The sequence below is a fragment of the Streptomyces sp. HD genome (assembly GCF_028369295.1).
Classification (GTDB): Bacteria; Actinomycetota; Actinomycetes; order Streptomycetales; family Streptomycetaceae; genus Streptomyces.
Genome location: NZ_JAQMYP010000077.1, coordinates 1 through 20,623, shown reverse-complemented (window position 1 = coordinate 20,623; position 20,623 = coordinate 1). Strand labels below are relative to the sequence as shown.

The following is a 20,623-nucleotide window of genomic DNA, read 5'->3' as shown; positions in this document are numbered from 1 at the left end:
ACCTCGGGGGACCGTACCCCGGGGTGCCCGCCTGTCTGTGTAGGGCCGTGGACTACAGCCCTGCGATGGGGTTCTTCAGGTTGCCGACCAGCTGGAGGGCGCCGGCCGGGTCCGCCAGGTCCACCATCTGCTTGTTGTTGCGGAGCTGGAGGCGGTTGAGGCAGGACAGGGCGAACTCGGGGGCGAACATGTCGTACTGCTTGAACTTGTCGGCGAGTTCGGGCACCGACTGCTGGTAGTCCCGGGTGACCTCGGCGACCGTGCGCCAGAAGTCGTCCTCCTCCAGGATCCCCTCGGCGGCGAGGTTCGCGGCGAGGAAGCGGAAGAAGCAGTCGAAGACGTCCGTGAAGATGGACAGGAGCTTCTTCTCCTCCGGGACGTCCACGCGCAGCCGCTCGACCGCGGGCGGCAGCACCGCGTCCACGTCCATCACCGCGATCTCCTCGGCGATGTCCTTGTAGATCGCGCGCTCCACGACGCCGTCCTTCAGGACCAGGATGACGTTCTCGCCGTGCGGCATGTACACCAGGTCGTAGGCGTAGAAGCTGTGCAGGAGCGGGGTGAAGTAGGCCTTCAGATAGCGGCGCAGCCACTCCGTCGCCGCCAGGCCCGACTGCTCGATCAGCGCGCCCGCGAAGGAGGCGCCCTCGTGGTCGACGTGGACGAGGGAGGCCATGGTGGCCAGGGACTCACCCTCGCGCAGGGACGACACCGGGCTCTCGCGCCACAGCGCCGCCAGCATCTTGCGGTACGGCGAGTAGCGGTCGGTCGCCTTCTCGTACTCCAGGTGCCGGTAGCCGACGGCGGCGCGCTCGCGGATGATCGACAGGCCGGTGGCCTTCAGGACCGGGTCGTTCTCGATGAGCTGGGCGAGCCAGTCGTTGATCGCGGGCGTGGCCTCCATGTAGGCGGCCGACAGTCCGCGCATGAAGCCCATGTTGAGGACGGACAGGGCCGTCTTCACGTAGTGCTTCCCGGGGCTGGACCGGTTGAAGAAGGTCCGGATGGACTGCTGGGCCAGGTACTCGTCGTCGCCCTCACCCAGGCAGACGAGGTGCTTCTGGGCGACCTCGGCGGCGAAGGTGATGGTGAGCTTGTTCCACCACTGCCAGGGGTGGACAGGGATGAGCAGGTAGTCGGACGGGTCGAGGTCCTGGTCGCGCAGGACGTCGTGGAAGCGCTCGACGGTCTCCGCGCCCAGCTCGTCGCGTACGAAGGCCTCGTACTCGATGCCGACACCCGCCGTGAACGCGGCGCGCGAGCGGTGCGCCGCCAGCCAGACCAGCCGGACCGGGCTGCCGGTCTCGGGGGCGTACGACAGGTACTCGTGGATGCCGAAGCCGAGCCGCCCGTTGTTGGCGACGAAGCAGGGGTGGCCCTCGGTCATGCCGGTCTCGATGGCCTGGAAGCCGGACCGCGCGAGCTCGGCGACCGGGACCTGCGGCTTGGTGAGCTTGTAGCAGGTGCCGGAGAGGGTGGAGGAGATCTCCTCCAGGTAGACCGGCAGGACCTCGTCGCTCAGGCCGAGGGACTTCTGGAGCTCGATGAAGAAGTCCAGGGCGGCGAGCGGGAGTTCGGCGCCGTCCCGGTGCCGGGTGATCGAGTCGGCGTCGACCTGCCAGTGGTCGAGGGCGCGTAGCACGGCCGTGAAGGTGTACCGGGTCAGGCCGTCGTCGCTGCGCACGACGAACCGTCCGTCACCGGTGGTGTCCGGCTCCGGTGTGATCAGGCGCTCGTGCGCGAACTCGGCGAGTGCCTTGCGGATCAGGAGGCGGTTGGCCCGCGCCCAGCGGTGGGGGGACAGATGCGCTACGGCGTCGGACAGGGTCATACGGCAACTCCTCGGGCGGCCAGGAAGTCGTCGCGCGTGCAGAAGCTGAGCAGCGCGCGCTTTTCCGGCTTGTCGATCTCACGGACGGGCACAAAGCCGACGGCCTCGTTCAGCGCGTGCACGGCCTTGTTGCCGACGTCGGGCTCCACCACGACCCGGCGGGTGCGCGGGTCGGCGAACAGCTCGTCCATCACGGCGGTGATGACCGCCTTGGTGAAGCCGTGGATGGGCCGGTCGGTCGGCGCGACCAGGAAGTGCATGCCGACGTCACCGGGCTCGGGCTCGTACAGGCCGACCAGCTCCACGTACCGGGGGTCGTAGCTCTCCATCAGGAAGGCCGGTTCGCCGTCGTGCAGGCCCAGGTAGGCGTGGTGGTGCTCATGGGCCGCGATGCGCATGTACTCGCGCTCGACATCCTGGAGCCTGGCATCCTGCATCATCCAGAAGGCAGCCTTGGGGTCGGTGACCCAGCGGTGCAGCAGCTCGGCGTCCTTGAGCGGGTCGAGCGCGCGGATGGTGAACGTGCCGATGCTCATACGGAGAACTCCTGGAACGCGATCGTCTTCTCGACCGGGTAGTACTCGGTGCCGAGCAGCTCGCGGATGATGTACGCGTTCCGGTACGGGCCCATGCCGAGGTCCGGGCTGGTGATGCTGTGCGTGTGGACGCCGGCGTTCTGGAGGAACACTCCGCGGCCGGTGACGTCGACGGCGTAGTTGCGGGCGACGTCGAAGTTGCCGTGGGAGTCGTAGACCAGGCGGTCGCGTACGGGCTTGAGGAACTCCGGCTCGGCGTACTTGTAGCCGGTGGCCAGGACCAGGCCCTGCGAGTCGAGCTCGAAGTCCTTCCCCTGCTCCTCCTGGCGGAACGACAGGGTGTACGTGCCGTTCTCGTACCGCGCGCCGTTCAGCGAGGAGTTGGTGAGCAGTCGCGTCGGGACCGGGCCGCCGAGGTTCTTCTGGTAGAGCAGGTCGAAGATCTCGTTGATCAGGTCGCCGTCGATGCCCTTGAACAGGCCCTTCTGCTCGGCGGTGAGCCGGTAGCGGGTGGTCTCCGGGAGCTCGCGGAAGTAGTCGACGTACTCCGGCGAGGTCATCTCCAGCGTGAGCTTGGTGTACTCCAGCGGGAAGAACCGCGGGGAGCGGGTGACCCAGTTCAGCCGGTAGCCGTGGACGTCGATCTCGCTGAGCAGGTCGTAGTAGATCTCGGCCGCGGACTGCCCGGAGCCGACCAGGGTGATCGACTCCTTCTTCTGGAGTTCCTGCTTGTGCTGCAGATAGCGCGAGTTGTGCAGGAAGTCGCCGCCCAGGCCCTGGCAGGCCTCGGGTATGTGGGGCGGGGTGCCCGTGCCGAGGACGAGGTGACGGGCTCGGTAGGTGTCACCGTCGGCGGTCCTCACGACGTAGACCGCGTCCTCGTCCTGGTACGTCACCTCCGTCACCGTCGTGTTGAAGCGGACGCTGCTCAGCTGGTTCGCGGCCCAGCGGCAGTAGTCGTCGTACTCGACGCGCAGCGGGTAGAAGTTCTCGCGGATGTAGAACGAGTACAGCCGCCCCTTCTCCTTCAGGTAGTTAAGGAAGGAGTACGGCGAGGTCGGGTCGGCCAGGGTGACCAGGTCCGACATGAACGGGGTCTGGAGGTGGGCGCCGTCCAGGAACATGCCCGCGTGCCACTCGAAGTCCGGCTTGGACTCCAGGAAGACGCCGTCGAGCTCGTCGATCGGCTCGGTCAGACAGGCGAGGCCGAGGTTGAACGGGCCGAGCCCGATCCCCACGAAATCATGAGTCGCAGGAAAAGGGGCCGGGTTTTCAGGACGCGCGGTCAAGGGACTCTCCCAGGTACTGCTCGGCGTGGCCGGCGATCAGGTCGAGGACGGCGGCGATGTCCTCGGCCGTCGTCTCGGGGTTGAGCAGGGTGAACTTCAGGTAGTGGCGGCCTTGGACCTTCGTGCCCGCGACGACCGCGTCGCCGGAGGCGAACAGGGCCTTGCGGGCGTACAGGTTGGCGCGGTCGATCTCGGCGGGGTCGGTGACGGCGGCCGGGATGTAGCGGAAGACGAGGGTGGAGAGCGTGGGCTCCACGACCACGTCGAAGCGGGGGTCGGCGGCGAGCAGCCGCCAGCCGTCCACGGCCAGGTCGCAGACCTCGTCGAAGAGCTGCCCGATGCCGTCGGCGCCCATCACCCGCAGGGTCATCCACAGCTTGAGGGCGTCGAAGCGGCGGGTGGTCTGCAGGGACTTGTCGACCTGGTTGGGGATGCGCTCGGTGACCATGCGCTTCGGGTTGAGGTACTCGGCGTGGTAGGTCGCGTGGCGCAGCGTCGAGGCGTCCCGGACCAGCACGGCCGACGAACTCACCGGTTGGAAGAAGGACTTGTGGTAGTCGACGGTGACCGAGTCGGCGCGCTCGATGCCGTCGATGCGGCCCCGGTACTTCACGGAGGCGAGCAGCCCGCAGCCGTACGCGGCGTCGACGTGCATCCAGGTGTCGAACTGCTCGCACAGCTCGGCGATCTCGGGCAGCGGGTCGATGGAGCCGAAGTCGGTGGTGCCGGCGGTGGCGACGACCGCCATGGGGACGAGGCCGTCCTTCCTGCAGCGATCCAGCTCATGGGCGAGCGCGACGGTCTGCATCCGCTTGTCGTGGCCGACGGGGATGGACACGACCGCGTCCTGGCCCAGGCCGAGCAGTTTCGCCGACTTCTTCACGCTGAAGTGGCTGACCTCGGAGGCGAAGATCCGCAGTTTGGCCAGGCTGTCGGTCTTGGCCTCCTCGCGGGCGAGGAGCAGCGCCTGGAGGTTGGACTGCGTGCCGCCCGAGGTGAAGACCCCGTCGGCGTTCTCGCCGAGCCCTATTCGGGCCGTCGTCCAGTCGATCAGCTTGCGCTCGATCAGCGTGCCGCCGGCCGACTGGTCCCAGGTGTCCAGGGAGGAGTTGACGGCGGACAGGATCGCCTCGCCCAGCACGGCCGGGATGACGACCGGGCAGTTGAGGTGGGCGAGATAGCGGGGGTGGTGGAAGTAGATCGCGTCCCGGAGGTAGACGTCCTCCAGCTCGTCGAGGACCGCGGCGGTGTCGAGCAGCGGCTTTTCGAGGTCGATCGCGTCGATGGCCGGGGCGAGGGCGTCGACGGTGACACCGGTGAACGGACGGTCGGTGGTGGCGAGTTTGGCTGCCACCCGCTCTATACCTTCGGTCACGGAGCGGCGGTACTGCTCCGCGGTCGTGTCATTGAGCAGGTGCGAGCGCATGGGGAGGTCCTCCGGTGGGGACGGGCCGTGAAGTGCGGGGCGGCATGAAGAGGCCGCGTGAAACTTAGGTTAGCCTAACCTAACTAACGGGACGTTAGGGCAGCCTCGACCGTGACTGTGATCACGTCGGTTCCGGGAGTGATTACTCGGCGGCGCGCAGCTGTTCTTCGGTCATCCCCTGGCGCCAGTAGCCGACGAACGTCACCCTGCGCCGGTCGATCCCGCGTTCACCGACGAAGTGCCGGCGCAGCGCCTTCACCCGGCCGGATTCACCGGCGATCCAGACGTACGGCTGCTCGGCGGGCGGGAGTTGGTCCGCGCGGATGGCGTCGAGTCCGTCCTCCCGCACCAGCCAGGTGATCGCGGCGTCGGCCTCCGTCACCAGGTCCTGGATGTCCCCGGCGTCGTGCACCTCCAGCCACACCCGGGCACGGGTGCCGGCGGGGAGGGTTTCGAGGATGGCGGAGACGGCGGGTATGGCGGTCTCGTCGCCCCAGATCACCACGAGGTCGGTGCCCTCGGGCGGCCGGAACCGGATCGCCCGGTTGTCGGCGATGGCGGGCCCGAGCAGCAGCACCCGGTCCCCGGCGGCGGCCCGGGAGGCCCAGCGGGAGGCCGGGCCGGCCGGGGTGGCGGCGCCCGGCTCGATGCCGTGCAGGACGAAGTCGATGTCGATCTCGGACGTGTGCCCGTAGGCGTCCCGGCGCAGGGCGCGCAGCGTGTACGACCGCATCACGGCCCGTACGTCGTCGGGGAGTTCACGCCATCCCTGCCACCACCCGTCACCGAGCTCCAAGGGAACCTGCGGCTCCGTCTGGTGGGGGTGCGGCAGGAAGAGGGACAGGGACTGGTCGTGCCCGTCGGAGAAGAAGTAGGCCAGATCCTCCCCGCCGAAGGTGACCCGGACCATGGACGGCCCGAGCCGCCTCGTCCGTACGACCTGGAGGGAAAAGAAACGGAACGGAGCGGCGACGGCGGTGGTCATGGGGGTAACTCCCGAATCGACGTCAGGGGCGCCTGCCCGGGGGCGCGGGGAACTGCGCGACCAGCCACAATGGGCCCGCAGCCGCCCCACGACCTCAAGCGGCTCTTTCTCAGGCGACCTTCTTGGCCTTCTCGATGGCCTCGGCAAGGCTGGTCAGCAGCGGCGTGCACTTGTCGTACGACAGAATCGGCTCGGGCGAACGGGCGATGACCTGGCCGGCCTTCACTGCGGGCAGCTTCTTCCAGGTCGCCTCGGTGATGTCCTTCGGCTGAATCGTCGAGGAGCGGTCGTCCATCATGATGATGTCGGCCGGGTACTTGTCGACGTTCTCCCAGCTGAGGCTCTCGAACCAGCCGCCGCCCTCCTTCTTGGCGCTCTCCGGCGGCTCCACGAAGTTCACGCCGAGGGCCTTGAAGTACTCCAGGTCGATGGAGAGGTTGGTGCCGGAGACGTAGAAGATCTCCTGGCTGGCGGAACCGGCCATCACCTTGATCTCGGGCCGGGCCTTGGCGGCCTTGCGCAGCCGCTCGGCGGCGGCCTCGAAGTCCTTCTTGGACTGGACGGCCTTGTCGGCCTTCATGTCCGCGCCGAGGGACTCGGCGAGCTCCCACATCTTCTCCAGCGGCTTGGTCAGCTGGCGGTCGTAGACCGAGACGGCGGCGCTCGGCGCGAGCTTGGCGATCTTGTCCTTGGACGCCTCGGGGACGTACCAGAGGGTGCCGGCGCCGTCGAAGGTCGTGGAGAGGAGGACCTCGGGGGCGAACGCGGCGTACTTCTCGACGTTGAACTGGTCCCAGACGTTGCCGAAGACCGTGAGCTTGCTGACGTCCATGTCGCCGGCCTGGACGTCGGCCTTGCCGTCCTGCGTCTTGGTGGGGCCGAAGACGCCCTTGATCTCGATGCCGTAGTCGTACAGGGCGGCGGCGACGCCGACGAAAGCGACGATCTTCGTCGGGACCTTGTCGAGCTTCACGGTGGTGCCGCGGTCGTCCTTGAACGTCCAGGGGCCGGACTTGGCAGCGGTCGTGGCCTCGTCCGAACCACCGCTTTTCGCGTCGTCGTCCCCGCAGGCCGCGAGCACGGCGCCGAGGCCGAGGGCGCCGCCGGCGGCGAGGATGCCGCGGCGGGTGAGGTGGGTGGCTCTGGCGTTGGGCATGGGTACGCTGCTTTCGAACAGGGCGGATCACCGGCCGGACAATTCGAAGGTAGGTTAGCCTAACCTGAGCTGATGTCCAGGGCTGGGGGCCCTTGTGATCGAAGTTGTGCGCGGGCTGCGAGGGAAGCTACCCAGCCCGCGAGACCCAACCCCCTTGCAATCAAGGGAAGTTGGGCCTCGCGTCAGGCGCGGGGTCGGCCGGGGTCAGCCGGCCAGACCCAACTCGCGGGCGATCAGCATCCGCTGTACCTCGCTCGTGCCCTCGCCGATCTCCAGGATCTTGGAGTCGCGCCACATGCGGGCGACCGGGTACTCGTTCATGAAGCCGTAGCCGCCGTGGATCTGGGTGGCGTCGCGGGCGTTGTCCACCGCGATCGTCGACGAGTACAGCTTCGCCAGCGCCGCCTCCTTCTTGAAGGGTTCGCCGGCGACCAGACGGGACGCCGCGTCGCGCCAGGCCAGGCGGGCCGTGTGGGCCTTCATCTCCATGTCGGCGATCTTGAACTGGATGGCCTGGTTGGCGCCGATCGGGCGGCCGAAGGCGTGGCGTTCCTTGGCGTACTTCACCGACTCGTCCACACAGCCCTGTGCCAGGCCCGTCGCCAGCGCCGCGATGGCGATCCGGCCCTCGTCCAGGATGCGCAGGAACTGGGCGTACCCGCGGCCCTGCTCGCCCAGCAGGTTGGCGGCCGGGACACGGACGTCCGCGAAGGACAGCTCGCGGGTGTCGGAGGCGTTCCAGCCGACCTTGGAGTAGGGGGCGGCGACCGTGAAGCCCGGGGTGCCGGACGGGACGATGATCGACGAGATGAGCGGCTTGCCGTCCGGCTTGCGGCCCGTCACCGCCGTGACCGTGACCAGGCCGGTGATGTCGGTGCCCGAGTTGGTGATGAAGCACTTGGAGCCGTTGATCACCCATTCGTTCGTCGACTCGTCGAGACGGGCCGTGGTGCGCGTCGCGCCCGCGTCGGAGCCGCCGTCCGGCTCGGTGAGCCCGAAGGCGCCGAGGACCTCACCGGAGCACAGCTTCGGCAGCCACTCCCGCTTCTGCTCCTGAGTGCCGAAGAGATGGATCGGCATGGCGCCCAGCGAGACACCGGCCTCCAGCGTGATGGCGACCGAGGAGTCCACGCGGGCCAGCTCCTCCAGCGCGATGCCCAGCGCCAGATAGTCGCCGCCCATGCCGCCGTACTCTTCCGGGAACGGCAGCCCGAACAGCCCCATACGGCCCATCTCCCGCACGATCTCGTACGGGAACTCATGACGCTCGTAGAAGTCGCCGATCTTCGGCGCCACGACGTCGTGGGCGAACCCCTCCACCGTACGGCGGAGTTCCTCCAGTTCGGGGGAGAGACGATGGTCCATGGCTGCTCAGTGCTCCTTGTGGGACAGGGCTCGGACGGTGCGGGACGGGCTGGGTCGGCCCAGTTGCTCGGCCATCCACGCGCTTGTGGCGACTAGGCGGTCGAGGTCGATTCCGGTGTCGATGCCGAGGCCCCGCAGCATCCACACGAGGTCCTCCGTGGCGAGGTTGCCGGTGGCGGACTTGGCGTACGGGCAGCCGCCCAGGCCGCCGGCCGAGGCGTCGACCGTCGTGACGCCGTGTTCCAGGGCGGCGTAGGTGTTGGCGAGGGCCTGGCCGTAGGTGTCGTGGAAGTGGACGCCGAGGACGTTCGTCGGCACGCCCTCCTCGTTGAGCATGGCGAGCAGCTCCAGCACATGGCCGGGCGTCGCGACGCCGATCGTGTCGCCCAGGCTCAGCTCGTCGCAGCCCATGTCCCGCAGTGCCTTGCAGACCCGCACCACCTGGTGGATCGGGACCGCGCCCTCCCAGGGGTCGCCGAAGCACATGGAGACATAGCCGCGCACATGCAGCCCCTCGTCCCTCGCCCGCCGCACGACCGGGTCGAACACCGCAAGCGACTCGTCCAGCGTGCGGTTGAGGTTGGCCTTCGCGAAGGACTCCGTCGCGCTGGCGAAGACGGCGACCCGGCGGGCGCCCAGCGCCAGGGCGCGGTCCAGGCCGCGGTCGTTGGGGACCAGGACGGGCAGGTGAACGCCCTTCAGGCCGGCGACGAGCGGGAACAGCTGCTCGGCGTCGGCGAGTTGGGGCACCCACTTGGGGTGCACGAAGCTGGTCGCCTCGATCGTCGTCAGCCCGGCGTCGGCGAGGCGACGGACGAACTCCGCCTTGACCTCGGTCGGCACGGTCGACTTCTCGTTCTGCAGGCCGTCGCGTGCGCCGACCTCGTGGATGCGGACGCGGGCGGGCAGGTCCGCGGCCGGCACCGTCATGGGCAGCGTCATCAGTCCTCCTCCACCGGGGTGATGACCGCCAGGACCTGGTCCATGGCGACCGTCGTGCCCGGTGTGACGTCCAGTTCGGCGACCGTGCCGGCGTGCGGGGCGGAGATGACGTGCTCCATCTTCATCGCCTCCACCACCAGCAGGCTCTGTCCGGCGGTCACTTCGTCCCCGACGGCGACCTTCACCACCGTCACCGTCCCCGGCATGGGCGCGGTGAGCGAGTCGGCGCCCGCGTGGGCGGCCCCGGTGAGCGAGGCGGCCACCGGGTCGTGGTCGCGCACGTGCCAGGCGTCGCCGTCCCGGCCCAGCCAGGTGCCGTCCGGCAGGGCGGCGAACCGGAAGGTGTGGCGTACGCCGTCGACGGTGACGGCCACCTGGTCGTCCGTGACGGTGTGGGTGCCGCGCGGGGCGTACTCCACGGGCTCGGTGATTCGCAGATGGAAGCCGACGGGCCTGGGCGTGCCGCCCAGCCGCCAGCCGCTCGGCACGGAGAACGGGTCGGTCCACCCGGCCTCGCGAGGCCGCAGCGCGTCCAGCCGCAGGACCGACGCCGCCTCGTACACCTCGTCCGGTACGTCCGTGGAGACCAGGTCGTCCACGACCCGCTCGACCAGCCCTGTGTCCAACTCGCCCGCGACGACCGCCGGATGCGCGAGCAGCCGCCGCAGGAACCCGGCGTTGGTCTGCACGCCCAGCGTGACCGTCTCGGCGAGCGCCTTGCGCAGCTTCCTCAGGGCCGTCTCCCGATCCGGCCCGTACGCGATCACTTTGGACAGCATCGGGTCGTACAGGCTGCCGACCTCGGTGCCCTCGCTGAGCCCGGAGTCGGTGCGGATGCCGTCGCCCTGTGGTTCGTCCAGCTTCAGGACGGTGCCGCCGGAGGGGAGGAACCCGCGGGACGGGTCCTCGGCGCAGATACGGGCCTCGACGGCGTGCCCGGTGAGCGTGATGTCGTCCTGCCCGTACGGCAGTCGCTCGCCCGCCGCCACCCGCAGCTGCCACTCCACCAGGTCCAGCCCGGTGATCAGTTCGGTGACCGGGTGCTCCACCTGGAGGCGGGTGTTCATCTCCATGAAGTAGTACGACGACGGGTCGCCGCCCGGCACGATGAACTCCACCGTGCCCGCGCCCCGGTACCCGCACGAGCGCGCCGCCTGGACGGCCGCCTCGCCCATCCCCGCGCGCGTGGCCTCGTCGAGGAGCACGCTCGGCGCCTCCTCGATGATCTTCTGGTGCCGGCGCTGCAACGAGCACTCGCGCTCGCCGAGATGCACCACGTTCCCGTGGCCGTCCGCCAGCACCTGGATCTCGATGTGCCGGGGCCGGTCGACCCACCGCTCGACCAGCAGGGTGTCGTCGCCGAAGGAGGCGCGGGCCTCACGGCGGGCGGCGGCGATCTCGTCCGCCAGCTGCGCCGCGTCCCGGACCAGCCGCATGCCCTTGCCGCCACCACCGGCGGAGGGCTTCAGCAGGACCGGCATGCCGATCTCGCGGGCGGCGTCGGCGAGCTGGCCGTCCGTGAGCCCGCTGCCACTGGAGCCCGGGACGACCGGCACCCCGGCCGCCCGCACCGTCTCCTTGGCCCGGATCTTGTCGCCCATCAGGGAGATGGCCTGCGCGGGCGGCCCGATGAAGACCAGCCCGGCGTCGGCGCACGCGCGCGCGAAGCCGGCGTTCTCCGCGAGGAAGCCGTAGCCGGGGTGGACGGCCTGGGCGCCAGTGCGGGCCGCCGCCTCCAGCAGCCGCTCCACGGACAGATAGCTCTCGGCGGCCGGCGCCGGACCGATCCGTACCGCCGTGTCCGCCTCCCGGACATGCCGGGCGTCGGCGTCGGCGTCGGAGAAGACGGCCACCGAGCGCACGCCCAGCGAGCGCAGGGTCCGGATGACCCGTACCGCGATCTCGCCCCGGTTGGCCACGAGCACTGTGTCAAACATGGGTTCCGTCCCCCTCACATCCGGAAGACGCCGAACTGGGGCTCACCCAGGGGCGCGTTGGCACAGGCGGTCAGGGCGAGGCCCAGCACCTGACGGGTCTCCAGCGGGTCGATCACACCGTCGTCCCAGAGGCGGGCCGTCGCGTAGTAGGCGTTGCCCTGGCGCTCGTACTGCTCCCGGATCGGCGCCTTGAAGGACTCCTCGTCCGCCACCGGCCAGTTCTCGCCGCGCGCCTCCAGCTGGTCGCGCTTGACGGTCGCGAGGACGGAGGCGGCCTGCTCGCCGCCCATCACGGAGATCTTGGCGCCCGGCCACATCCACAGGAAGCGGGGCGAGTACGCGCGCCCGCACATGGAGTAGTTCCCGGCGCCGTACGACCCGCCGACCACGACCGTCAGCTTCGGCACGCGCGTGCAGGCGACCGCCGTCACCATCTTGGCGCCGTGCTTGGCGATACCGCCGGCCTCGTAGTCCTTGCCGACCATGAACCCGGAGATGTTCTGCAGGAACACCAGCGGGATCCCGCGCTGGTCGCACAGCTCGATGAAGTGGGCGCCCTTCTGGGCGGACTCGGAGAACAGGATGCCGTTGTTGGCGACGATGCCGACCGGGTGGCCGTGGATACGGGCGAAGCCGGTGACGAGGGTCTGCCCGAACTCCGACTTGAACTCCGCGAAGCGGGAGCCGTCGACCACGCGCGCGATGATCTCGCGTACGTCGTAGGGGGTGCGGGAGTCGACCGGGACGGCGCCGTAGAGGCCGTAGGGGTCGATCTTCGGTTCCGTGGCGGGCGTGACCTCCCAGGGGAGCGCCCCGCGCGCGGGCAGGGTGGCGACGATGTTCCGCACGATCCGCAGCGCGTGCGCGTCGTCCTCGGCGAGATGGTCGGTGACACCCGACACGCGCGCGTGGACGTCGCCGCCGCCGAGCTCCTCCGCCGTGACGACCTCGCCGGTGGCGGCCTTCACCAGCGGGGGACCGCCGAGGAAGATCGTGCCCTGGCCGCGGACGATGACGGCCTCGTCGCTCATGGCCGGGACATACGCCCCGCCCGCCGTGCACGAGCCGAGCACGGCGGCGATCTGCGGGATGCCGGCGCCCGACATCCTGGCCTGGTTGTAGAAGATCCGCCCGAAGTGCTCGCGGTCCGGGAAGACCTCGTCCTGCATGGGCAGGAAGGCGCCGCCGGAGTCGACCAGGTAGAGGCACGGCAGCCGGTTCTCCAGGGCGACTTCCTGGGCCCGCAGGTGCTTCTTCACGGTCATCGGGTAGTACGTGCCGCCCTTGACCGTGGCGTCGTTCGCGACGATCACGCACTCGCGCCCGCTGACCCGCCCGATCCCGGCGATGACGCCGGCGGCCGGGGCCTGGCCGTCGTACATGCCGTCGGCGGCGAGGGGCGCCAGCTCCAGGAAGGGGGAGCCGGGATCGAGGAGGGTGTCGACCCGGTCCCGGGGCAGCAGCTTGCCGCGCGCGGTGTGCCGGGCGCGTGCCTTCTCACCGCCTCCCAGCCGGGCGGCGTCGAGCTTGCCGTGCAGCTCGCCCACCAGCGCCCGATGGGCCTCCTCGTTGGCCCGCCAGGCCTCCGACGCGGGATCTGCCGCGCTCGTCAGCTCCGGTGCCTCATGCATCCTGCGGTCCCCTCACCCAGTGATCGCCTGTTGGGCGTGTTAATGAGCGTTAACCATTTCCTTCAGGTTAACGACCGCTAACCTCCCTGTCTAGAATTGCTTCCATGGCCACCAGAACCGACGCCCCCACCCGTCGCGAACAGATCCTCAAGGAGGCCGCGCGGCTCTTCGCCGAGCGCGGCTTCCACGGCGTCGGTGTCGACGAGATAGGCGCCGCCGTGGGCATCAGCGGCCCCGGTCTCTACCGGCACTTCGCCGGCAAGGACGCGATGCTCGCCGAGCTGCTGGTCGGCATCAGCGGCCAGCTCCTGACGGGCGCGAAGCGGCGCCTCGCGGAGGCCGACGGGGTGCCGGCCGACCAGGTCCTCGACTCCCTCATCGAGGGCCACATCGACTTCGCCCTCGACGACCGTCCCCTGATCACCTTGCACGACCGCGAGCTGGACCGCCTGCGCGACAGCGACCGCAAGCTCGTACGACAGCTCCAGCGGCAGTACGTCGAGCTGTGGGTGCAGGTGGTGCGCGAGGTGTACCCGGACCTGACCGAACCGACGGCCCGCTCGGCGGTCCACTCGGTCTTCGGCCTGCTGAACTCGACGCCGCACCTGGGACGGCCGGGGTCGCTGCCGGGGCGGGGGACCACGGCGGGGCTGCTGCACCGGATGGCGCGCGGGGCGTTCGGGGCGGCCGGGGTGGAGTGAGCCGTACGGTTGCTGCGCACTCCGGTGACTCCGGCGAACTGCGACGACGGAACGAGGGGGACGTATGACCGAGGGAACCGAGACGGCCGAAGGCGCTCGCAGCGCGGCGCGGGCGATCATCGACGGCAACATGTACATGGTGCTGGCCACGGTGGGCCCCGACGGCGCCCCCTGGGCGGCGCCGGTCTTCTACTCCACCGAGGACGGACGGGACTTCTACTGGGTCTCGTCCCCCGAGGTCACGCACTCCCGCAACCTCGCCCATGAGCCCCGGGTCGGCATCGTCATCCACGACTCCCGCGCACCGGTCGGCACGGCGGGCCCGCGTGCGCTGTACCTGGCCGCCACGGCGACGGAGCTGGACGGGGAGCAGGCGCTGGAGGGGCTGCGGGTCATCCCCGGCCCGGCGGGACGTGGCGGACGGGCACTGGATGCCGACGAGGTGCGCCCGCCGGCGCCGTGGCGGGTGTACCGGGCGCGGGTGACCGCGTACTCGATGATCTGCCCGCGCGACGAGGGCCGGCCGTGTGCCGAGCACGGGCTGGACTACGAGCACCGGGGAGACGTACGGCTCTGAGGGGCACCCGAGGGGTGTCAGCGTGACGAGCGTTACGGGGTGGAACCCCTGGACGGTTCTTCGTACTCGCCGGTACGGTTGAGTGAGCAAGCGCTTAGACATGTACCGGTGGAGGTGGCGGCGTGCGCCGTACGGTGTTCAATGAGGATCACGAGGCGTTCCGGGAGACCATCCGCGCCTTCATCGAGGCCGAGGTCGTGCCGGTCTACGACGAGTGGTTCGCGGCGGGCCAGGCGCCCCGCGACTTCTACTACAAGCTCGCCGAGCTGGGTGTCTTCGGCATCCGCGTCGACGAGGAGTTCGGCGGCGCCGGCATCGACTCGTACAAGTTCGAGGCGGTGATGTACGAGGAGACCGCCCGCGCGGGTGTGCAGTTCGGCGGCTCCGGCGTGCACGTGCTGCTCGGTCTGCCGTACATCAAGATGCTCGCCTCCGACGAGCAGAAGAAGCGGTTCCTGCCGAAGTTCGTCTCCGGTGAGGAGATGTGGGCCCTCGCGATGACCGAGCCGGGCACCGGTTCCGACCTCGCGGGCATGAAGACCACCGCCAAGCTGAGCGAGGACGGCACGCACTACGTCCTCAACGGCTCCAAGACCTTCATCACCGGTGGCGTGCACGCCGACCGTGTGATCGTCTGCGCCCGCACCGACGCGCCCAGCGCCGAGGACCGCCGCCACGGCATCTCCCTGTTCGCCGTGGACACCAAGTCCGAGGGCTACTCCATCGGCCGCAAGCTCGACAAGCTGGGCCTGCGGACCAGTGACACCGCCGAGCTCGCCTTCGTCGACGTCAAGGTGCCCGTCGAGGACCTCCTCGGCGAGGAGAACAAGGGCTTCTACTACCTCGGCCACAACCTGGCCTCCGAGCGCTGGGGCATCGCCTTCGGCGCCTACGCGCAGGCCAAGGCGGCCGTCCGGTTCGCCAAGGAGTACGTGCAGGACCGCACCGTCTTCGGCAAGTCCGTCGCCTCCTTCCAGAACACCAAGTTCGAGCTGGCCGCCTGTCAGGCCGAGGTCGACGCCGCCGAGGCCGTCGCCGACCGCACGCTGGAGGCCCTGGACGCGGGTGAGCTGACCCCGGCCGAGGCGGCCTCCGCGAAGCTCTTCTGCACCGAGGTCGCGCACCGCGTGATCGACCGCTGCCTCCAGCTGCACGGCGGCTACGGCTTCATGAACGAGTACCCGATCGCTCGCCTGTACGCGGACAACCGCGTCAACCGCATCTACGGCGGCACCAGCGAGATCATGAAGTCGATCATCGCGAAGGACATGGGCCTGTAAGGTCCCGGAAATTACCCCACCGTAGAAAAGGTGCCATGAACCAGGCACTACAGGGCCTCCTCGATCTGCTCGACCTGGAGCAGATCGAGGAGGACATCTTCCGCGGCCAGTCCCGCTCCGCCGTCGTCCCGCGGGTCTTCGGCGGCCAGGTCGCGGCCCAGGCGCTCGTCGCCGCAGGCCGCACGGTGCCCGCGGACCGGCCCGCCCACTCCCTGCACGCGTACTTCCTGCGCATGGGGGACCCGGGCGCGCCCATCGTCTACAACGTCGACCGGATGCGCGACGGCCGCTCCTTCACCACCCGCCGGGTGGTCGCCGTCCAGCACGGCAAGCCGATCTTCGCGCTGTCGGCGTCCTTCCAGACGTACGAGGACGGCCTGGACCACCAGACCCCGATGCCGCCCGCGCCCGACCCGGTCTCGCTCCCCACCTCCGCGGAGCGTCTGCGCGGGTACGACCACCTCGACCCGGCGGTCGTCGAGCGGTTCCTGGAGGCCCGCCAGGCGGTCGATCTGCGCTACGTCGACGAGCCGCCGTACGGAAAGTTCGGCGAGCCGCGTGAACCGCACTCGCAGGTCTGGTTCCGCACCAACGGCAAGCTGGCCGACGACCCGCTGCTGCATGTCGTGCTCGCCACCTATGTCTCCGACATGACCCTGCTGGACTCGGTTCTGCTCGCCCACGGGCGCGGCGGCTGGGCCGTGGGGGATGTGGTCGGGGCCTCGCTGGACCACGCGATGTGGTTCCACCGCCCGTTCCGCGCGGACGAGTGGCTGCTGTACGACCAGGAGTCGCCGTCGGCGTACGCGGGGCGGGGGCTCGGACAGGCGCGGATCTACACGCAGGACGGACGGCTCGCGGTGTCGGTGATCCAGGAGGGCGTGGTCCGGGTACCGCGCTGACCGGGGTTGCAGGGCGTCAGGGCGGCTCCACCGTAAATGTGCCCGGCGGCGGGCGCTTTTCCGCCAGTGCCTCGCCTCCGGCGAGTCTTGCCCGTAGCCGGATGACGGTGCCCGGGGCCAGACCTGCGGCGAGGGTGCTCAGCACAGCGATGTCCAGGCGGTCTCCGACGCGCCGGGACAGAAGGTCGGCATAGCCGGTGACCGGCCGGCCGTCGAGGACGTCGACGACCAGCCGGTCCCAGCCCGTCAGCCGCGGATGCGGACCTGAGGAGACCAGTCGGACGGCCAGCGCGGTGAGATTCTCGATCGCCTGCACCATGGCGCTCGCGCCCTCCGCCCTCGCCCGTCCTCGGTCCCGTCGCCGGTTCTAGGAGCGGCGATAGCCGTGCCCGCTGCCGGTGCCGGACTCCGCGGTGCGCGGTGTCCCGTCGCGTTCCTGGCGTGGGCTGCCTTCGAGGGCGGGCTCGGCCGGCCTCCGCGCCTCCCCTGCCACGGCCTGCTCCAGGGCCTCCAGCCGTGACTGGAGGGCGTGGATCATCTCCGTCAGCCCGGTCTCGCCGGCCGTGTCGGTCCGCGTCGCGCTGACGCCCACCGGCATATGGACCGGCCCCGGCACGGTGACCGCGAACTTGGCCGTCATCGTGGGCCCGGAGGCCGAGATGCCGGTGACGGACACACCGGTCGGGGCGCCCGAGTACGAGTGGGAGCTGGGAGTGCTCGTCGGACCGAACGTGGTGTTGCCGGTGCTTCCGGGGTAGGCGTCGCCGGGGTCGCCGCGGTTCGCCGACCATTCGAGGTCGTGCTCGTTGTCGGCCTGCACCAGGCCCACCATGTAGTGGCTCTCGTCGGAGTTGTCCGGCTGGTGCTCGTCGATGTGCCAGATCAGCAGCCCGTCGCCGGGCAACGAGTCGTCGTAGCCGGTGCGTTGGCGGTTCTCGACGAGGAAGTACTCACTTCCTGGCAGTCCGCCGGTCCACAGCCGGTGCACCTGGTGGCTGTTCTTCACGTCGGGGATCGACAGGGTCGTCGAGCCGGTGACGTTGGACACCGACGCCCAGCCCTGGTTGATCTTGCACCAGGCCGACGGGTGCGCCGGCCGCTCACCCTCCTGACCGGGTGCGCCGTTCCAGGAACCGCCGCCCATCAGGCACCAGTTGCCGACGCCCTCCGACGTGTTGTCGATGTCGTACAGGTCGGGGAACCCGAACACCAGATGCCCCAGCTCATGGGCGCAGACGCCGATCTTGGCGTCCTCGGGGATGGTGAGGTACGCGAAGATGCGCGCACCGTCGGCGTTGTAGGCGTCGGGCAGGACCCACTTGTGCGACCAGATGTCGCCGGGATTACCGGTGACCTCGCCGCCCTGTCCCGCGTGCACGACGATGAAGGCGTCGACGAAGCCGTTGCCGTCGTTGTCGTACGGGGCGTAGTTGATCTGCGGGTCCGCGCCCATCGCGGTGTCCCTGGCCATGAAGTGCGCGCGCGGCTGTCCGGTCGGCTTGCCGATGCCGAAGTTGTCGTTCGCGTACCAGGAGAGGTCCTTCGGCAGTCGGACGGGGCCGACGACCTCGCCGACGATGTCGACCAGACCGTGGGTCACTTCGCGGTAGTACTCGCGGACGCTGCCGTTGGGCATCTCGCCCAGCGAGAAGAACAGCTTCTCGAAGTGCTGCTTGTCGTGCGTCATCTGCTTGTCGCCGAAGTCGGCGAGGACGACCACCACGCGTACGGCGCCGGTCAGGGGACTGCGTTCGGCTGCCGCGGCCTCGATGGTGGCACGCGGCGTGCCGACCGGGTACTCGTGGGCCGGGAAGAGCATGGCGGTGTTGAAGCCGGGGTGGCGGGGATCGCCGCTCACGGCGAACTGCTTGGCGAGCGGTGAGGAGCTGCGGATGCGCTGCTGTTCCTCCTGAAGCCGCTCGCGCAGTTCCGGGCTGGGGCTCACGGCGCAGAAGTCGGACCAGACGGCGACGGCTCCGGCGCGGTGGGAAGGGCGTTCGGACATGAAGATTCCCCTAGGAGCAGGAGATTGGGGTCCCCACCAGTCACACATGCCTCAGCAGCGCCTGCAACCGCAGCGGTTACGCCCTGCAACAGGGCTGGATCGCGGACGCTCAGGGCGCACCCTGCTCCTGCTGTCGCCGCCGCCCCGAACGTGACAGCCGTATCCCTACGAATGCCAGGCCCACCACGCCCACGACCACCAAGATGGCCTTGGAGTAGAGGCTCACCAGGTCGGTGACCTCGTGCCAGCGGGCGCCGAGGGCGTAGCCGCCCGCGATGAAGGCGCTGTTCCAGATCAGGCTGCCCGTCGCGGTGAGGGCCAGGAACACGGGGAGCCGCATCCGCTCGACCCCGGCCGGTATCGAGATCAGGCTGCGGAAGATCGGGACGAAGCGGCCGAAGAAGACCGCCTTGGTGCCGTGCCGCAGGAACCACGCCTCGGTCCGCTCCACGTCGGCGGCCTTCACCAGCGGCAGCCGTGCCGCCACCGCGATCAGCCGGTCCCGGCCGAGGAGCGAGCCGAGCAGATACAGGGCCAGTGCGCCGATCACCGACCCAGCGGTCGTCCAGACGACGGCCGAGAAGAGGCTCATCCCGCCCTGGCTCGCGGTGAACCCGGCCAGCGGCAGGATCACCTCGCTGGGCAGTGGCGGAAAGAGATTCTCCAGAGCGATGGCCAGTCCGGCGCCGGGGCCGCCCAGCTTCTCCATCAACCCGGCGGCCCAGCCGGCGACCCCGCCGACGGGTGCGTCGGATGCGGCAGCAATGATCATGCGTGCCACTTTACTAAGTCTTGACCTAAAGGCGGCATGAGGAAGGCTGCCCGACCACTCCGGCCCGACCCCCTACTCGACCAGGCCCGCCTCGCCCAGCAGGTACGCCGTCATCGGGTCGTAGTAGCGCGGGCTCACCACATGGTCGTCCAGCGGCACCACCACCTGCACCGTCCCCTCCGCCTCCGCGAGGAACAGCGCCGGGTCGTTGCAGTCCGCGTAGCCGACGGAGTCGACGCCGTGCTGACCGGCGTACCCCGCCCAGCCGTGGTCGGCCACCACCAGGTCCGGCAGCGGGCGTCCCGCGCGCTCCAGGCCGGTGAGGATGGCCTTCATCGGGGCGCCGGAGTGGGTATGCCAGAGGGTGGCGCCGTGTTCGAGGACGGCTACGTCGGCGAACTGCATGACGTAGCCCTCATCGGTCTGCAGGCCCTCCGGGATGACGACGATCTCGCAGCCGGCCGCGCGCAGGGCGGCGGCGGTGGCGCGGTGGACGTCGAGCAGGCCGCCCGGGTGACCGGTCGCGAACAGCACCCGCTGCTGTCCGTCCGCCGCCTTGCGCAGGCGGGCCGCCATCCGGTCCAGCGCGGCCACCGTCAGCTCGGGGTCGATGGTGTCCTGGCCGTGCCGGTGCTCCGCGTCGTCGTTCACGCCGACGCGCTCCGCCATCACCGCGAGCACGTCCTGCTCGTCGGTCCAGCGGTCGCCGAGCTCCAGGCCGAGCCAGTAGTGGCGGTCGCCGTTCGCCAGCTTGCGGTAGTGGGAGAGGTTGTTCTCGCGGGGAGTGGCGACGTCGCCCGCGATACGCGTTCTGACGAGGTGGTCGACGAGCTCGGCGCGGCTGGGTGTCCCGGGTATCGGCATGGTTCCCATTGTGAGGCAGACAACTGGGCGGAATGGCTGAGTCCGGTGCGCGTGCGACGCGGGTCACTGTGCAGATCAGCGTGCGGTGCCAGGCGGATCGGTGTGCGGTGCCAGGGCGGATCGGTGTGCGGTGCCGGGCAGATCAGCCTGCGGTGCCGGGCAGTTCGGCGTTGCGTAGGGCGAACCACAGCTCCATGCGTACGTCCGGGTCGTCCAGGTCCGTGTCGAGCAGCGCCGCGCACCGGGCGATCCGCTGGCGGACCGTGTTGCGGTGGACGGACAGGGCGACCGCCGTGCGGTCCCAACTGCCGTGCAGGGAGAGCCAGGTGCGCAGGGTCTCGGTGAGCGGGGGCGTCAGGGGCGCGAGCAGCGCGCGGGCGTGGGCCTCCGCCGCGTCGGGGGAGAGCAGGTCGGTGAGGGCGGG

19 protein-coding genes are annotated in these 20,623 nt (G+C 69.8%); 4 read left to right on the top strand and 15 right to left on the bottom strand.

What is annotated here, in order from left to right:
- Nucleotides 1-52 precede the first annotated feature (52 nt).
- The 10 genes from POF73_RS42205 to POF73_RS42160 all read right to left on the bottom strand — a co-directional run bounded on the left by POF73_RS42205 (nucleotide 53) and on the right by POF73_RS42160 (nucleotide 13,098).
- Nucleotides 53-1,831 carry an IucA/IucC family protein gene (locus POF73_RS42205; protein ID WP_272124725.1) on the bottom strand — a complete coding sequence of 593 codons (1,779 nt, stop codon included), beginning with the start codon at nucleotides 1,829-1,831 and terminating at the stop codon, nucleotides 53-55.
- Nucleotides 1,828-2,367, bottom strand: a complete 540-nt coding sequence (locus POF73_RS42200) for a GNAT family N-acetyltransferase (protein WP_272124724.1) — start codon at nucleotides 2,365-2,367, stop codon at nucleotides 1,828-1,830. Before POF73_RS42200 ends, POF73_RS42205 begins: the two co-directional genes overlap by 4 nt.
- Nucleotides 2,364-3,656, bottom strand: coding sequence for a lysine N(6)-hydroxylase/L-ornithine N(5)-oxygenase family protein (locus POF73_RS42195; RefSeq protein WP_272124723.1), 1,293 nt, complete (start codon nucleotides 3,654-3,656; stop codon nucleotides 2,364-2,366). The genes POF73_RS42200 and POF73_RS42195 overlap by 4 nt, the downstream gene beginning before the upstream one ends.
- Nucleotides 3,640-5,082 carry a lysine decarboxylase DesA gene (gene desA / locus POF73_RS42190; protein WP_272124722.1) on the bottom strand — a complete coding sequence of 481 codons (1,443 nt, stop codon included), beginning with the start codon at nucleotides 5,080-5,082 and terminating at the stop codon, nucleotides 3,640-3,642. The genes POF73_RS42195 and desA overlap by 17 nt, the downstream gene beginning before the upstream one ends.
- Nucleotides 5,083-5,224: 142 nt before the next feature.
- Entirely contained in the window at nucleotides 5,225-6,067 is an 843-nt protein-coding gene (locus tag POF73_RS42185) for a siderophore-interacting protein (RefSeq protein WP_272124721.1), read from the bottom strand.
- Nucleotides 6,068-6,176: 109 nt separating this feature from the next.
- Entirely contained in the window at nucleotides 6,177-7,223 is a 1,047-nt protein-coding gene (locus tag POF73_RS42180; protein ID WP_272124720.1) for an ABC transporter substrate-binding protein, read from the bottom strand.
- A 204-nt stretch (nucleotides 7,224-7,427) separates the two neighbouring features.
- Nucleotides 7,428-8,588, bottom strand: a complete 1,161-nt coding sequence (locus POF73_RS42175; RefSeq protein ID WP_272124719.1) for an acyl-CoA dehydrogenase family protein — start codon at nucleotides 8,586-8,588, stop codon at nucleotides 7,428-7,430.
- A 6-nt stretch (nucleotides 8,589-8,594) separates the two neighbouring features.
- Nucleotides 8,595-9,530, bottom strand: a complete 936-nt coding sequence (locus POF73_RS42170; RefSeq protein ID WP_272124718.1) for a hydroxymethylglutaryl-CoA lyase — start codon at nucleotides 9,528-9,530, stop codon at nucleotides 8,595-8,597.
- Nucleotides 9,530-11,467, bottom strand: a complete 1,938-nt coding sequence (locus tag POF73_RS42165) for an acetyl/propionyl/methylcrotonyl-CoA carboxylase subunit alpha (protein WP_272124717.1) — start codon at nucleotides 11,465-11,467, stop codon at nucleotides 9,530-9,532. Before POF73_RS42165 ends, POF73_RS42170 begins: the two co-directional genes overlap by 1 nt.
- Nucleotides 11,468-11,481: 14 nt before the next feature.
- Nucleotides 11,482-13,098, bottom strand: a complete 1,617-nt coding sequence (locus tag POF73_RS42160; RefSeq protein WP_272124716.1) for a carboxyl transferase domain-containing protein — start codon at nucleotides 13,096-13,098, stop codon at nucleotides 11,482-11,484.
- Nucleotides 13,099-13,202: 104 nt separating this feature from the next.
- On the opposite strand from POF73_RS42160, the gene POF73_RS42155 reads away from it, so the two are divergent.
- From POF73_RS42155 to POF73_RS42140, 4 genes are all read left to right on the top strand, one after another.
- Entirely contained in the window at nucleotides 13,203-13,799 is a 597-nt protein-coding gene (locus tag POF73_RS42155; protein WP_272124715.1) for an SACE_7040 family transcriptional regulator, read from the top strand.
- A gap of 64 nt (nucleotides 13,800-13,863) precedes the next feature.
- Entirely contained in the window at nucleotides 13,864-14,376 is a 513-nt protein-coding gene (locus POF73_RS42150) for a pyridoxamine 5'-phosphate oxidase family protein (protein WP_272124714.1), read from the top strand.
- A gap of 122 nt (nucleotides 14,377-14,498) precedes the next feature.
- Entirely contained in the window at nucleotides 14,499-15,656 is a 1,158-nt protein-coding gene (locus tag POF73_RS42145) for an acyl-CoA dehydrogenase family protein (protein WP_272124713.1), read from the top strand.
- Between the two features lie 35 nt (nucleotides 15,657-15,691).
- The gene (locus POF73_RS42140; protein ID WP_272124712.1) at nucleotides 15,692-16,558 is read left to right on the top strand and encodes an acyl-CoA thioesterase; all 867 of its coding nucleotides are present in this window, start codon (nucleotides 15,692-15,694) and stop codon (nucleotides 16,556-16,558) included.
- 16 nt (nucleotides 16,559-16,574) lie between these two features.
- Here POF73_RS42140 and POF73_RS42135 read toward each other — a convergent pair whose 3' ends face one another.
- The 5 genes from POF73_RS42135 to POF73_RS42115 form a co-directional block, all read right to left on the bottom strand.
- Nucleotides 16,575-16,877, bottom strand: coding sequence for a hypothetical protein (locus POF73_RS42135; protein ID WP_272124711.1), 303 nt, complete (start codon nucleotides 16,875-16,877; stop codon nucleotides 16,575-16,577).
- A gap of 48 nt (nucleotides 16,878-16,925) precedes the next feature.
- Nucleotides 16,926-18,563: a M6 family metalloprotease domain-containing protein gene (locus tag POF73_RS42130; RefSeq protein ID WP_272124710.1), complete on the bottom strand. Its 1,638-nt coding sequence runs from the start codon at nucleotides 18,561-18,563 to the stop codon at nucleotides 16,926-16,928.
- A 109-nt stretch (nucleotides 18,564-18,672) separates the two neighbouring features.
- Nucleotides 18,673-19,272, bottom strand: a complete 600-nt coding sequence (locus POF73_RS42125; protein WP_334313670.1) for a DedA family protein — start codon at nucleotides 19,270-19,272, stop codon at nucleotides 18,673-18,675.
- Nucleotides 19,273-19,407: 135 nt separating this feature from the next.
- Complete coding sequence (locus POF73_RS42120) at nucleotides 19,408-20,199, bottom strand: phosphatase (RefSeq protein WP_272124708.1); 792 nt, start codon at nucleotides 20,197-20,199, stop codon at nucleotides 19,408-19,410.
- Nucleotides 20,200-20,341: 142 nt separating this feature from the next.
- Nucleotides 20,342-20,623 (bottom strand): helix-turn-helix domain-containing protein (locus POF73_RS42115; RefSeq protein WP_272124707.1); only part of this gene is annotated, 282 nt, incomplete at its 5' end.